13 protein-coding genes are annotated in these 13,687 nt (G+C 59.6%); 10 read left to right on the forward strand and 3 right to left on the reverse strand.

Features of this window, described 5'->3' with window-relative positions:
* Together PSTU_RS0103430 and PSTU_RS0103435 are read right to left on the reverse strand one after the other, a co-directional pair.
* Positions 1-563 (reverse strand): carboxyl transferase domain-containing protein (locus PSTU_RS0103430; protein WP_019339642.1); only part of this gene is annotated, 563 nt, incomplete at its 3' end.
* Between the two features lie 160 nt (positions 564-723).
* On the reverse strand, positions 724-1,887 hold the full coding sequence (locus PSTU_RS0103435; RefSeq protein WP_019339643.1) for an isovaleryl-CoA dehydrogenase: 1,164 nt from the start codon (positions 1,885-1,887) through the stop codon (positions 724-726).
* A 237-nt stretch (positions 1,888-2,124) separates the two neighbouring features.
* On the opposite strand from PSTU_RS0103435, the gene PSTU_RS0103440 reads away from it, so the two are divergent.
* The 8 genes from PSTU_RS0103440 to PSTU_RS0103475 all read left to right on the forward strand — a co-directional run bounded on the left by PSTU_RS0103440 (position 2,125) and on the right by PSTU_RS0103475 (position 10,837).
* The gene (locus PSTU_RS0103440; RefSeq protein WP_019339644.1) at positions 2,125-3,801 is read left to right on the forward strand and encodes an AMP-binding protein; all 1,677 of its coding nucleotides are present in this window, start codon (positions 2,125-2,127) and stop codon (positions 3,799-3,801) included.
* 64 nt (positions 3,802-3,865) lie between these two features.
* Positions 3,866-4,459, forward strand: a complete 594-nt coding sequence (locus PSTU_RS0103445; protein ID WP_019339645.1) for a peroxidase-related enzyme — start codon at positions 3,866-3,868, stop codon at positions 4,457-4,459.
* Between the two features lie 103 nt (positions 4,460-4,562).
* Positions 4,563-5,834 (forward strand): OprD family porin, encoded by a 1,272-nt coding sequence (locus PSTU_RS0103450; protein ID WP_019339646.1) that lies wholly within the window; start codon positions 4,563-4,565, stop codon positions 5,832-5,834.
* Positions 5,835-6,067: 233 nt separating this feature from the next.
* Entirely contained in the window at positions 6,068-6,841 is a 774-nt protein-coding gene (locus tag PSTU_RS0103455; RefSeq protein WP_019339647.1) for an ABC transporter ATP-binding protein, read from the forward strand.
* Positions 6,838-7,554, forward strand: coding sequence for an ABC transporter ATP-binding protein (locus tag PSTU_RS0103460; RefSeq protein ID WP_019339648.1), 717 nt, complete (start codon positions 6,838-6,840; stop codon positions 7,552-7,554). Before PSTU_RS0103455 ends, PSTU_RS0103460 begins: the two co-directional genes overlap by 4 nt.
* 94 nt (positions 7,555-7,648) lie before the next feature.
* Positions 7,649-8,866, forward strand: coding sequence for an ABC transporter substrate-binding protein (locus tag PSTU_RS0103465; RefSeq protein ID WP_019339649.1), 1,218 nt, complete (start codon positions 7,649-7,651; stop codon positions 8,864-8,866).
* Positions 8,867-8,936: 70 nt separating this feature from the next.
* Positions 8,937-9,824, forward strand: a complete 888-nt coding sequence (locus tag PSTU_RS0103470) for a branched-chain amino acid ABC transporter permease (RefSeq protein ID WP_019339650.1) — start codon at positions 8,937-8,939, stop codon at positions 9,822-9,824.
* Between the two features lie 2 nt (positions 9,825-9,826).
* Positions 9,827-10,837, forward strand: coding sequence for a branched-chain amino acid ABC transporter permease (locus PSTU_RS0103475; RefSeq protein WP_019339651.1), 1,011 nt, complete (start codon positions 9,827-9,829; stop codon positions 10,835-10,837).
* 303 nt (positions 10,838-11,140) lie between these two features.
* On the opposite strand, the gene PSTU_RS0103480 is transcribed toward PSTU_RS0103475, so the two are convergent.
* Positions 11,141-11,917, reverse strand: a complete 777-nt coding sequence (locus PSTU_RS0103480) for an enoyl-CoA hydratase (protein ID WP_019339652.1) — start codon at positions 11,915-11,917, stop codon at positions 11,141-11,143.
* 173 nt (positions 11,918-12,090) lie between these two features.
* Between PSTU_RS0103480 and PSTU_RS0103485 the strand changes: the two genes are divergently transcribed.
* Positions 12,091-12,981 (forward strand): LysR family transcriptional regulator, encoded by an 891-nt coding sequence (locus PSTU_RS0103485; protein WP_029404597.1) that lies wholly within the window; start codon positions 12,091-12,093, stop codon positions 12,979-12,981.
* Positions 12,978-13,687: AraC family transcriptional regulator (locus PSTU_RS0103490; RefSeq protein WP_019339654.1), on the forward strand; the 710-nt coding region annotated here is incomplete at its 3' end. The genes PSTU_RS0103485 and PSTU_RS0103490, both read left to right, overlap by 4 nt.

Here is a 13,687-nt window from a genome sequence, read left to right on the forward strand (position 1 = left end):
CAGGAACCCATCACCACGGCGAGCTGCGGGATACCCATGGCACTCATGTTGGCTTGGTTGAAGAAGATGCGGCCGAAGTGCTCACGGTCCGGGAACACCTCGTCCTGGCGCGGAAGGTTGGCACCGCCGGAATCGACCAGATAGATGCATGGCAACCGATTCTGTTGGGCGATGGCTTGCGCGCGAAGGTGCTTTTTAACGGTGAGTGGGTAGTAGCTGCCGCCTTTTACCGTGGCATCGTTTGCAATGATCATGCATTCGACGCCCTCGACTCGACCGATACCGGCGACCACGCCCGCGGCGGCGACGTCCTCGCCATACACTTCATGGGCGGCCAGTGGCGCGACTTCAAGAAAGGCCGAGCCCGAGTCGAGGAGGGCGTTGATGCGATCACGCACCAGCAGCTTGCCGCGAGCGACATGGCGCTGCTGGGACTTCTCACCGCCGCCTTCGCTGACTTTGCCGAGCAGCGTGCGGAGGCTTTCAACCTGCTCGAGCATCGCGTCGCGGTTGGCAGCAAATTCGGGGGAGCGGGTGTTGATCTGGGTGTTCAGGATGGCCATGTGAAGCCCTCGAAAATGCGCTGGAGGCTGAACGAGGAACGAGGCGGCTTTCGTAGGGTGGGCCGGGCGGCGTTCCGCTTCAGCCCACCACACTGCACTCCGCCGACGGTGGGCTGAAGCCCACCCTACCGATATCTCGTTCTACCTCAGCTGCTTTGTCTTATTTGCTTTCGTTGAACAGCTCGCGACCGATCAGCATCCGACGAATTTCGCTGGTGCCGGCGCCGATCTCGTAGAGCTTGGCGTCACGCAGCAACCGGCCGGTGGGGAACTCGTTGATGTAGCCATTGCCGCCGAGAATCTGGATCGCCTGCAGCGCCATCTGCGTCGCCGCTTCTGCGGTGTAAAGGATCACGCCGGCGGCATCCTTGCGGGTGGTTTCGCCACGATCGCAAGCCTGCGCGACGGTGTAGAGGTACGCCCGGCTGGCATTGAGCTGGGTGTACATGTCAGCCACCTTGCCCTGGATGAACTGGAACTCGCCGATGCTCTGGCCGAACTGCTTGCGGTCGTGGATGTAGGGGACCACCACATCGAGGCAGGCCTGCATGATCCCCACCGGGCCACCAGCGAGCACCACGCGCTCGTAGTCCAAACCGCTCATCAGCACCTTGACGCCGCCGTTCTCGACGCCAAGCACGTTCTCTACCGGCACCTCGACATCGTCGAAGAATAGCTCGCACGTGTTGGAGCCGCGCATGCCGAGCTTGTCGAATTTGTTGCCGCGCGAGAAACCCTTCCAGTCCCGTTCGACGATGAACGCGGTGATGCCATGAGGCCCCTTGTCCAGATCGGTCTTGGCATAGATCACATAGGTATTGGCGTCCGGGCCGTTGGTAATCCAGGTCTTGCTGCCGTTGAGAACGAAGCGGTCGCCTTGCTTGTCGGCGCGCAGTTTCATCGAGACCACGTCGGAACCGGCGTTCGGCTCGCTCATCGCCAGTGCGCCGACGTGCTCACCGGAAATCAGCTTGGGCAGGTATTTCGCCTTCTGCTCGGGCGTGCCGTTGCGGTTGATCTGGTTGACGCAGAGGTTGGAGTGCGCGCCGTAGGACAGGCCCACCGACGCTGAACCGCGGCTGATTTCCTCAAGCGCGATGACATGCGCCAGGTAACCCATCCCGGCACCACTGTATTCCTCGTCTATGGTGATACCGAGCAAGCCCATGTCGCCAAACTTGCGCCACATGTCGCTGGGGAAGAGATTGTCGCGGTCGATGGCTTCGGCGCGGGGCGCCAGCTCGTTCGCAACGAAACCGCGGGTCTGGTCGCGGAGCATGTCCACCGTTTCACCGAGAGCGAAGTTGAGGCCGGAATAGTTCATGTGCCACCTGTCTGTCTTGTAGTTGTTCTGATCCGACCGCCGGTTGAGCGCAATTGCTTTTTTTACCCGCGGTTCAGCTGTTGGTTGGAGCGCTCCCGTACCGACTTAAGGTGTAGGGTGCGGTGGGTTGTCACGCTGTTACCTTTACGTTAACGTAACGACGTCCTGAATGACTGTCAACTGCAGCAGACGTGGCAGTAAGGCCTCATAACAAACATAAGACTGAGGAATTTCGACATGAGTCTTCCGAGCTACACCTGCGGACCGCAGACCAAACCCCTGTTGCCGATGACCATCGGTGCGGCGTTCGACCGGGCTGTCGAGCGGTTCTCCGACCGTGAGGCCTTGGTCGTTCGCCACCAGAACCTGCGCTACAGCTGGGCACAATTGGCCGACGAAGTGGACCGCTGTGCACGAGGCTTGCTGGCGCTCGGCCTCAAAGCTGGCGAGCGGGTGGGTATCTGGTCGCCTAATAATGCGCAGTGGTGCATCACCCAATTTGCGACCGCCAAGGTGGGCGTGGTGCTGGTGAACATCAACCCGGCTTATCGCCTAAATGAGCTCGAATACGGGCTGAAGCAATCGGGCTGCCGCTGGTTGATCTGCGCCGATGCGTTCAAGACTTCCGACTATCACGCGATGCTGCATGAGCTGCTGCCGGAGCTCGAGAGTTCCGCGATCGGCGCGCTGCAAAGTCACATGCTTCCAGAGCTGCGCGGCGTGATCAGCCTGTGCGACACGCCTGTGGATGGCATGCTGCTGTGGAAAGGGCTGATGGACATGGCCGAGCAGGTCGGTCCGGAGCAGCTACGCCAGTGCGGCGAGCAGCTGCAGTTCGATGATCCGATCAACATCCAGTACACCTCTGGCACCACGGGTTTCCCCAAGGGCGCCACGCTCAGTCACTACAACATCCTGAACAACGGCTACATGGTCGGCGAAAGTCTCAAGCTCACCGAGCACGACCGGCTGGTGATTCCAGTCCCGCTTTATCACTGCTTTGGCATGGTCATGGGCAATCTCGGTTGTGTCACCCACGGCACCACGATGATCTATCCAAGTGCGGCATTCGAGCCGCTGGCGTCCCTGCAGGCAGCGGCGGAAGAGAAGGCCACCGGGATGTACGGTGTACCGACCATGTTCATCGCGATGCTTGACCATCCGGAGCGCCAGTCGCTGGACTTGAGCAACCTGCGTACCGGAATCATGGCCGGTTCCACCTGCCCGATCGAAGTCATGAAGCGCGTCATCGACGACATGCATCTGGCCGAGATGCAGATTGCCTACGGCATGACCGAAACCAGTCCTGTCTCGACTCAAACCGGCCCGGATGATGATCTCGAGCGTCGTGTCACCAGCGTCGGGCGTACCCAGCCACACCTGGAAAGCAAGGTGGTCGACGAGCACAACCGTATCGTTGCGCGCGGGCAGATCGGCGAGCTGTGCACCCGCGGCTACAGTGTGATGCTCGGCTACTGGAACAATCCGGAGGCCACCGCCGGGGCAATTGACGGCGCGCGCTGGATGCATACCGGCGACCTGGCAATCATGGACGACGAGGGCTATATCAAGATCGTCGGGCGCAACAAGGACATGATCATCCGCGGTGGCGAGAATGTTTACCCACGGGAAGTCGAGGAGTTTCTCTTCACGCACCCGGCCGTCGCAGACGTGCAGGTGATTGGCGTGCCCGACAAGACCTACGGTGAAGAGATTGTCGCCTGGGTCAAGTTGCATCCGGGGCATGAAGCCACTGCCGATGATCTGCGCGAGTTCTGCAAAGGGCGTATCGCGCACTTCAAGACGCCCAGGCACATCAAGTTCGTGGAAGAGTTCCCAATGACGATCAGCGGAAAGGTGCAGAAATTTCGCATGCGTGAGGTGAGCGTCGCCGAGCTGGGACTTGCTGACTAGAGCGGTTAGCCCGGTCGGCCGAGGTCGACCGGCAGCCCATCCGTGTATCTATTCGGAGCGCCACATGACTCAAGCCATCAGTCGTTTTCCACTGGTCGATAACCTGGACGCGCTACCGGCAGATATCCACGAGCGGATTGTCGCTGTGCAGGAAAAAGCAGGTTTTGTGCCTAACGTGTTTCTTATGTTGGCTCATCGGCCCGATGAATTTCGTGCCTTCTTTAACTACCACGATGCTTTGATGGAAAGGGAAGGTGACAGCCTGACCAAAGCCGAAAAGGAGATGATCGTCGTAGCAATAAGTGCCGATCATGGCTGCTTGTACTGCGTTGTGGCTCATGGTGCGATTTTGAGAATTCTCACCAAGGACCCGCAGATCGCCGACCAGATATCAGTCAACTATCGCACCGCTCCCATCAATGAGCGTCAACGGACTATGCTCGATTTTGCGCTGCATCTCGCGGCTGAGCGTGGAGTGCTGGATGACGCGTGGCAGGCACGATTGGAAAAGATGGGCTTCACTCTGAACGACATTTGGGATATTGGTGCGATTGCCGCACTGTTTGGTCTTTCCAACCGTCTGGTATCGATGGCGCGAACACCGCCCAATGACGAATTCTATTTGCTGGGCCGCGTGCCCAGGGCTAGCGCGAGCTGAGCGGTAGCCATGGATTTACCGCATTACGCGGTAAACAAGACCCGGCAGGAGCGAGGTCGGGTCTTCAGCTGCACCAACCAAGACAATAACAAGAGAGATAACTATGCAACTGAAACCCCTGAGCCGTTTCTTCCTCTTCAGCAGCCTGGCAGCGTCTGCGCTAGGTACTTCAACCATGGCATCGGCCGCGTTTCTCGATGACAGCAAGGCCACCGTCGAGCTACGTAACTTCTATATGAACCGTGATTTTCGTCAGCCCGGCGCTTCGCAGTCCAAGGCTGACGAGTGGGCGCAGGGTTTCATTCTGAAAATGGAATCAGGCTACACCGAGGGGCCGATTGGCTTTGGCGTGGATGCATTGGGCCTGCTGGGCGTCAAGCTCGATTCGAGCCGGGATCGCTCGGGCACGGGAGTCCTGCAGAGGGACTCGTCCGGCCAGCCGTCTGACGATTACGGCACCGCCGGACTGACCGCCAAAGCAAAAATGTCCAACACGACCCTGCACGTCGGTACGCTGCAGCCGATCATCCCGGTGGTGATGCGCAACGACAGCCGTCTGCTGCCTAGCATCTACCGTGGCGCCTGGTTGCAGAGCAAGGAAGTCGACGGGCTTACGCTCGATGTCGGCATGCTCGACCGTACCAGCTACCGTGATTCTTCGGACTACGAAGAGATGACGGTTTATGCGCCGACTAGCGGTGCAGCGCGCAACATCGTCTTGGGCAATACCAAAACCAGCGATGAGTTCCTGTTCGCTGGCGGCAAATACCAGTTCATGCCCGAACTGACCGGTAGCTATTACTACGGCGCGCTGGACGGCATCTACAAGCAGCACAACACGCAACTGGTTCATATCATGCCGCTCGGTGAGAACCAGAGCTTCAAGACCGATCTGCGCTATGTGCGCTCTACCGATGACGGTGGCAGCAACGTCGACAACAACGCCTTCGGCGCATTGTTCACCTACAAGATCGGCGGTCATGGATTCACTGGTGGTTACCAGACGCTGAGCGGCGACACCGGCTTTGCGTACATCAGTGGTGGCGACAACATGCTGGTCAATCTGTTGCAGATCAACGACTTCGGTAACGAAGACGAGAAATCATGGCAGGTTCGCTACGACTACGACTTTGCAGCTGCTGGCATCCCGGGGCTGAGCCTGATGACTCGCTATGTATCCGGTGACAACGTCAACCTGGCAGGCGGCGGCGAAGGTGAAGAGTGGGAGCGTGACACCGACATCGCCTATGTGGTCCAGAGCGGGCCGTTGAAGAACGTCGGTATGAAAGTGCGTAACGCTACGGTGCGCAGCAACTTCGGTAGCGACATCAATGAAACGCGTTTGATCCTCAGCTACACCCTGGCGCTTTGGTAAGGCCGGAACGCAACACCGCAATACCTCCTCGTTGATCTTTTGCCGGGCCCTTGGGGCCCGGTTTTTTCAGGGGGGAGCGGCGCGCATAGCCCCGCCAAAACCTGTAATTCGCTCAATCGAGCGTTTGAAAAGGTTGCTTGCTTCAGCTTGTAAACGGTTGTTATCGTTTACGTAAAGGTCATCTGTGGCCTGCGCCATAACCAACAACAATAATCAAGGTTAGAGGTCATCCCATGGCACCTGAGTTCGTGCTGGAAACGCGCGGTCTGACCAAGGAATTTCGCGGTTTCACCGCAGTTGATTCCGTTGATCTGCGCGTACAGAAGGGACACATCCATGCACTGATCGGCCCCAACGGTGCTGGCAAGACAACAGTGTTCAATCTCCTCACCAAATTCCTCACGCCTACCCGCGGCGAGATTGTCTATCGCGGTAAGGCCATCACGTCCATGAAGGCCAACGAGATTGCGCGCCTTGGCCTGGTGCGTTCGTTCCAGATCTCCGCCGTCTTCGGTCACATGACCGTGCTGGAAAACGTACGCGTCGCGCTGCAGCAGAAACTCGGCAATTCTTACCACTTCTGGAAATCGGAACGGTCACTGCGTGAGCTGGACGAGCGAGCGCTCCAGCTGCTTGCGGATGTAGACCTCGAATCCTTCGCTCAGACACTCGCCATCGAGCTGCCGTACGGTCGCAAGCGCGCCCTGGAACTGGCGACCACCCTGGCGCTGGATCCGGTAGTGCTCTTGCTCGATGAGCCTACCCAAGGCATGGGCGGCGAGGACGTCGATATGGTCGTAGCACTGGTACGCCGTGCAGCGGTCAGCCGCACCGTGCTGATGGTTGAGCACAACCTCAGTGTGGTCAGCCGGCTGTGTGATCGGATCACCGTTCTGGCGCGAGGTGCTGTCTTGGCTGAAGGTGACTATGAAACCGTCTCGGCCAACCCGGACGTGCGTGAGGCCTACATGGGCAGCGAAGCCGATGCTGAGGAGGTCCACGCATGACGCCCATGGCTGATCGTGACCAGCTGCGGGTCGATGACCTGCATGCGTTCTACGGTGAATCCCACATCCTGCATGGCGTTGATCTGGTGGTTGGGCGGGGCGAACTCGTCACGTTGCTCGGCCGCAACGGCTCCGGCCGCAGCACCACCTTGCGCGCGATCATGAACATGGTGGGCCGGCGTACCGGCTCGATTGTCGTCAACGGCAACGAAACCATGGGCATGCCAGCCCACCAGATTCCCCGGCTTGGGGTCGGCTATTGCCCCGAAGAGCGGGGCGTTTTCTCCAGTCTCAATGTCGAGGAAAACCTGCTGCTGCCGCCGACCGTGCGCAGTGGCGGCATGGGCCTGGACGAGCTCTACGAGATGTTCCCCAACCTGTATGAGCGTCGCTTCAGCCAGGGCACTCGGCTATCCGGCGGCGAGCAACAGATGCTCGCCATGGCGCGCATTCTGCGAACCGGCGCCAACCTGTTGCTGCTGGACGAGATCACTGAGGGCCTGGCCCCGGTCATCGTTCAGAAACTGGCTGAAGTGCTGGTCAAACTAAAAAAACGCGGCCTGACCATCGTGCTGGTGGAGCAGAACTTCCGCTTCGCGGCGCCGCTGGCCGACCGTCACTACGTGATGGAGCACGGGCAGATCATCGAAGAAATCAGTGCAGCAGACCTGGATTCAAAAAAGGAGTTTTTGAATAGCTGTCTGGGGGTCTGACCACCCTCGCCATGGAAGCCAGTCGGTACGACCTGTAGACCGGCGATCGCAACAACACAGGGCACTACAACAAAAACAATCACAGTAGGTGAGTATGAAAAGTCTCAAGAAAACCGCAGCCGCAATCCTTGTTTCCAGCATGATCGCTGGTGCCGCGCAAGCCGAAATCAGCAACGATGAAATCCGCATTGGCTATCTTGCCGACATGTCCGGTACCTACCGCGACCTATCCGGCCCGGGCGGTCTTGAAGCCTTGAAGATGGCTATCGAAGATTTCGGCGGCACCGTCGATGGCAAAAAGATCGTCACCTTCAACGCAGACGATCTGAACAAGCCCGATGTTGGCGCGAATACCGTTCGGCAGTGGATCGACGAGCGCAATGTCGACATGGTAACCGGGATGGTTGCCAGCTCTGTGGTGTTGGCCGCAGCCAAGGTGATCGAGCAGGGTGACAAGTTGGCGCTGATTTCCGGAGCCGCTGCGTCGAGCATCACCAATGAGTTCTGCTCGCCCAATCATATTCACTGGACCTACGACACCTTCGCGCTGGCCAACGGCACGGCTAACGCCGTACTCAAGGATGGCGGCAAGAGCTGGTTCATCCTGACCGCCGACTATGCCTTTGGCCACGCCATGGAAAATGACATCAAGAAGGTCGTCGAAGCCGAGGGCGGAAGTGTGGTTGGCACGGTTCGCCATCCGTTCCCAAGCAGCGACTTCTCTTCCTACATTCTGCAGGCTCAGGGCTCCGGTGCCGATGTGGTCGCGCTTGCCAACGCGGGTGCTGACACCGTCAACTCGCTCAAGACGGCCAGCGAGTTTGGCGTGACCCAATCCGGACAGCGTCTTGCCGGCATGGTGGTGTTCCTCAACGACATTCATGCGATGGGCCTGGACGTCACTCAAGGCCTGATGCTTACCACCGGCTGGTACTGGGACATGAATGAGGAAGCGCGCGCCTGGGCAAAGCGTTATGAAGAGCGGGTGGGCAGCATGCCGACCATGGTTCAAGCAGGTATCTACTCGGCAGCCACCCATTATCTGAACGCGGTCAAAGCGACCGGCAGCGATGACACCGCAACCGTTCGCGCACAGATGGCCAAGACACCGGTTAACGATATGTTCGCCAAGAACGGCTCCATCCGGGAAGACGGCCGCATGGTGCATGACATGTACCTGGTCCAGGTCAAGAAGCCGGCCGAGTCGAAGGGTGAATGGGATCTCTACAAGGTTGTCAGCACCATCCCTGGTGATGAGGCGTTCCGGCCGATAGCCGAGAGCCAGTGCCAGAAGATGGCGCCGAAGGGCTGATTAGCCGTTCCCCCGTCTCAGCCCGGCCGGAAGCGGCCGGGTGTCCCGGAATCCCTTTGGGAAATGAATCATGACTCTCGTTTTCGGCGTTCCACTGAGCGTTCTGTTCGGGCAGTTGCTGCTCGGCCTGATCAATGGGTCGTTCTACGCGCTGTTGAGCCTTGGTCTGGCGATCATCTTCGGTCTGCTGAAGATCATCAATTTTGCCCACGGCGCGCAATACATGCTCGGCGCCTTCGCCGCTTACCTCGGGTTGAATTACCTGGGCATCAATTATTGGGCAGCGTTGTTGCTTGCTCCGTTGGTGGTCGGGCTACTGGGGATGGGCATCGAGCGTGGCCTGCTGCGTCGCATCGCCGGTGAGGACCATCTGTATGGCTTGCTGCTGACCTTCGGCCTCGCGCTGATCGTTGAAGGTAGCTTCGTTAAGCTGTTCGGCGTGTCGGGCTCTTCCTACCCGATGCCGGACATGCTCAAGGGTGGTCATAACCTCGGCTTCATGTTCATGCCGACCTACCGCGGGTGGGTCATCGTTGCCGCGCTCTCGGTATGCATCGTCACGTGGTACATGATCGAGCGGACCCGTTTGGGCTCTTATTTGCGCGCAGGCACGGAAAACCCGAAGTTGATGCAGGCGTTCGGTATCAACGTACCGCTGCTCGTCACCTTGACGTACGGCTACGGCGTCGCGCTGGCAGCCTTTGCCGGTGTGCTTGCTGCGCCCATCTATGCGGTGACGCCGGGAATGGGCTCGAACTTGCTCATTGTGGTGTTTGCCGTTGTGGTGATCGGCGGGATGGGTTCAATCATGGGCGCGATCCTTACCGGCCTGGCCATGGGCCTGATTGAAGGATTGACCAAAGTGTTTTACCCCGAAGCGGCAAACACGGTGATCTTCTTGATCATGGTTCTGGTTTTGCTTGTGCGTCCGGCAGGCCTGTTCGGCAAGGAGGCATGAACATGTCGACTCAAGAAAATGTACAAATGTCTCCCGTGGCAGTCCGCGCCAATGCCGAACGCGAGCGGCGTCGTGCTTCACGGCGGCGTCAGTATCTGTTCTACACGGTACTGTTGGGTGTGGCGCTGGTTGCGCCGATGATGGTCTATCCCGTGTTTCTGATGAAGCTGCTGTGCTTTGCTCTGTTCGCCTGTGCGTTCAATTTGCTGCTCGGCTATGCAGGTTTGTTGTCATTCGGACACGCCGCGTTTTTTGCCTGCGGCGGTTACATCACCGGATATACGCTCAGCACCTACAGCGGCCTGAGCACCGAACTGGGCATCCTTGCCGGAACCTTGGCATCGACGGTGCTGGGTGTGATCTTCGGGCTGCTGGCGATCCGCCGACAGGGCATCTACTTCGCGATGATCACCTTGGCCTTGGCGCAGATGGTCTTCTTCGTCTTTGTCCAGGCGCCGTTCACCGGCGGTGAGAACGGGATGCAGGGCGTGCCAAGAGGGTATTTGCTGGGCCTCTTCGACATGCAGAACAACATGTCCCTGTATTACTTCGTCCTGGCGGTGTTCGTGCTGGGCTTCGCGATCATCCAACGGACCATCCACTCGCCTTATGGGCAGGTGCTCAAGGCGATCCGCGAGAATGAGCCGCGGGCGATCTCGCTGGGATACAACGTCGATGCGCACAAGCTGCTGGCGTTCATTATCTCGGCGGCTCTGACCGGGCTGGCCGGCTCGACCAAGACGGTGGTATTCCAGCTGGCCTCGCTGACGGATGCGCATTGGCACATGTCCGGTGAGGTGATTCTGATGACGCTGCTCGGTGGCGTCGGCACAATCCTGGGACCCATCGTAGGTGCGACGGTGGTCGTGGCACTGCAGGGCTCACTGTCCAACGGACCCTTGGGCGAATGGGTACACGTGATCCTCGGGGTTATCTTCGTGCTCTGTGTTCTGTTGTTCCGCTCCGGCATCGTGGGCTGGCTGGAGCGACTGGTGAAGCGCAACTTCAAGTAGTGCTGTGTTACGGCGCGGGGGCGGCGCTTCGAATGGGCGCCGTCGTGGCCCCGTCGCTTCGGGTGTAGTGAATCGGTCTGTTACGGCGGATGTGCGGGGCTTCAACGGCACAGGATGCCCAACGAGCTGCGCGGGTACTGGCTACGTTGTTTGCTGCGGTGTGGCGGATGATTGCAATGGTGTGATGCGAAGAACGGGATCGTTAGCGAATGGATTCGCCAACGGACGCGCCCAAGACAGCCAGGGCGGAAGCGTTTCGTTAGAACCCGCAGCCCCGCAAGGGCGAGGCTACGGTGTCGGTTCTTAGGCGTTGCGCCACGCCGGGTTGCGTTTTTCCAGGAAGGCGTTGACGCCTTCCTTCTGATCCTGCGTATCGAACAGTTCGGCGAACAGCTCGCGCTCGGCTGCCCAGCCGGCATCCTGCGGCGCCGTTCGTGCATTCATGACCAGGCGCTTGCAGCGGCTGACGGAAGAGGGGCTTTGCAGGTCTACCAGCGCTGCGAGTTTAAGCGCCGCGTCGAGCGATTCACCACGACCGACTACCTCTTCGACCAACCCAATCTTCTCGGCTTTTTCGGCGCTGATGCGCTCGCCACACAGGATCATCCGCTTGGCCCAGCCTTCGCCCACCAGCCATGGCAGATTTTGCGTTCCGCCCGCGCAGGGCAGCAGTCCAACCTTGGCTTCCGGGAGCGCCATCTGCGCCTGCTCTTCTGCAATACGAATGTCGCAGGCCAGCGCGCATTCCAGCCCGCCGCCCATCGCGTACCCATTGATGGCGGCAATAGACACGCCGCGGAAATGGCTCAGGGCTTCAAAGGCACGTCCGAACAATGCGGCTACTTCCTGTGCGCCTTGCTTGTCACCGTCGGCGAACTGTTTGAGGTCAGCGCCTGCCGAGAAGAACTTGTCACCCTGACCGGTGATGACCAGCGCGTACACCTCAGGATTGTCGTTGAGCTTGCCGATCATCTGCTCTAGCGCCGCCAACGATTCGCGATCCCACGTATTGGCAGGTGGATTGGCGATGGTCAGCAGCGCCGTGTGGTCGCGCATTTCGAGATGGATCTTCTGGCTCATGTCGGTTCCTTCTTCTTGGAATGGTGCGGATGCCGTACGGCAAAACGGGCTCGATAGACGAGCCTAGCAGCGTAAAAATAGTAAACCCATGATGCGAAATGCAGAGGTATTCTGTGTTTTTGCACAGCGCGCCGTGGACGGCACGCCTTAACACGATGGATCTGGAGTTTGCATTGGATTGGGACAACCTGCGTTTTTTTCTCGAACTCTCCCGTGCGGGCAAGCTGACGGTCGCCGCCAGGCGGCTGGCTGTAGATCACACCACCGTGGCCCGACGGGTGCAGGCGCTGGAGAAAAGCCTGGACCGGCAACTGTTTATCCGGGCCAAAGCCGGTTATCGGCTATCCGAAGCGGGCCGCGAACTGCTGGCGCAGGCCGAGGCCATGGAGAGCGCCATTGCGTCTATCGAACAGCCGAGCCTGACTGCCGACAAACTCTCGGGCCAGGTACGCATAGGTGCCACCGAGGGTTACGGCACGGTAATGCTGGCAAGCCAACTGGCCAACCTGACACGTGATTACCCGCACTTGGGCGTGGATCTGCTGGCGGTGCCGCGCTCGGTGAGGCTGGCACGGCATGAGGCGGACATCGTCATTACGCTGGAACGGCCCGAGCGGGGCCCCTATGTGATCACCAAATTTACCGACTACGTGTTGCGGCTGTATGCATCGGACGCCTACCTGGCCTCACACCCACCCATCCGCAGCCGAGAAGACCTCAGCGGCCACGTATTCGTCAGTTACATCGAAGACCTGCTGTACAGCAAGGAGCTGTTCTATCTCGACGAGATCGTTCGCCCCCGCCAGCACTCGCTGCGCAGTACCAGCATCCTCGCCCAGCAGGAAGCCGTTGCCGCCGGAGCAGGGCTGGCCATTCTGCCGGCATTTCTGGCTGGCAAGGAGCCGTTGCTGCGGGAAGTGCTGGTCGGTGAAATCGAATTCACCCGCACCTTCTGGATGCTGATGCCGGTGGAGAACAAGGACCTCGCGCGCATGCGCGTGTGCTGGGACTTCCTGCGGGATGTCGCATCCAATAGCCACGACGTGATGATGGGTCGCGCATGAGCCGCGACGACAAGGGCACCATTTCCGTCAGGCTGGTGGACGAGGCGCTGCTGGCCTTTACCTCGGCTGCGTTGCCAGCCGAACAACTGCTGCATCAGCTCGGGCTGGCATCGGTCGACCTCAGCGATACCGACGCGCGCATCGATGTGGCTGATTTCAGCAAGCTCTGGCGGCGCCTGGCGCGGCACTTCGACGATGAATTTTTTGGGATGGATGCGCGGCGCATGCGTGCCGGCAGTTTCGCCTTCGTTTGCCGCGCGGCCATGGCGCAGCAAACGCTCGATGGCGCGCTTCGTGTCGCACTGGATTTCTTCGGGCTGACCTTCGAAGGCTTTCGCGGTGAGCTGCATCGCAGCGAAAGCCTGGCGGAAATCACGCTGTCGGAGGCCTCGAATGTACCGCCGCTCAGAGCCTTCAGTTACTTCACATTCTGGATGTTGCTGCACGGACTGGCCTGCTGGCTGGTTGGGCGGCGCATCCCGCTGCTGGCCGTCGAGCTACGCTGCGACGAGCCAGCCTATACCGACGACTACCGGGTGATGTTCTCGCGCAACCTGCGCTTCGCGCGGCCGAGCACGCGAATCATCTTTGCCGCCGAGGTGCTCGACCTTCCGGTACGCCGCAGCGAGCAGGAGTTGCACGGCTTTCTGGCGCATGCGCCTTCCAACATCCTGGTCAAATATCGCGACACCACGAGCCTCGCCCC

This window comes from Stutzerimonas stutzeri SDM-LAC (assembly GCF_000235745.1).
Lineage (GTDB): Bacteria > Pseudomonadota > Gammaproteobacteria > Pseudomonadales > Pseudomonadaceae > Stutzerimonas > Stutzerimonas stutzeri_H.

Excerpts from the sequence above, each read along its gene's own strand:
- PSTU_RS0103465 (WP_019339649.1), top strand. The coding sequence starts at position 7,649 with ATGAAAAGTCTCAAGAAAACCGCAGCCGCAATCCTTGTTTCCAGCATG.
- PSTU_RS0103445 (WP_019339645.1), top strand. The coding sequence starts at position 3,866 with ATGACTCAAGCCATCAGTCGTTTTCCACTGGTCGATAACCTGGACGCG.
- PSTU_RS0103435 (WP_019339643.1), bottom strand. The coding sequence starts at position 1,887 with ATGAACTATTCCGGCCTCAACTTCGCTCTCGGTGAAACGGTGGACATG.
- PSTU_RS0103455 (WP_019339647.1), top strand. The coding sequence starts at position 6,068 with ATGGCACCTGAGTTCGTGCTGGAAACGCGCGGTCTGACCAAGGAATTT.
- PSTU_RS0103460 (WP_019339648.1), top strand. The coding sequence starts at position 6,838 with ATGACGCCCATGGCTGATCGTGACCAGCTGCGGGTCGATGACCTGCAT.
- PSTU_RS0103480 (WP_019339652.1), bottom strand. The coding sequence starts at position 11,917 with ATGAGCCAGAAGATCCATCTCGAAATGCGCGACCACACGGCGCTGCTG.
- PSTU_RS0103470 (WP_019339650.1), top strand. The coding sequence starts at position 8,937 with ATGACTCTCGTTTTCGGCGTTCCACTGAGCGTTCTGTTCGGGCAGTTG.
- PSTU_RS0103475 (WP_019339651.1), top strand. The coding sequence starts at position 9,827 with ATGTCGACTCAAGAAAATGTACAAATGTCTCCCGTGGCAGTCCGCGCC.
- PSTU_RS0103450 (WP_019339646.1), top strand. The coding sequence starts at position 4,563 with ATGCAACTGAAACCCCTGAGCCGTTTCTTCCTCTTCAGCAGCCTGGCA.
- PSTU_RS0103440 (WP_019339644.1), top strand. The coding sequence starts at position 2,125 with ATGAGTCTTCCGAGCTACACCTGCGGACCGCAGACCAAACCCCTGTTG.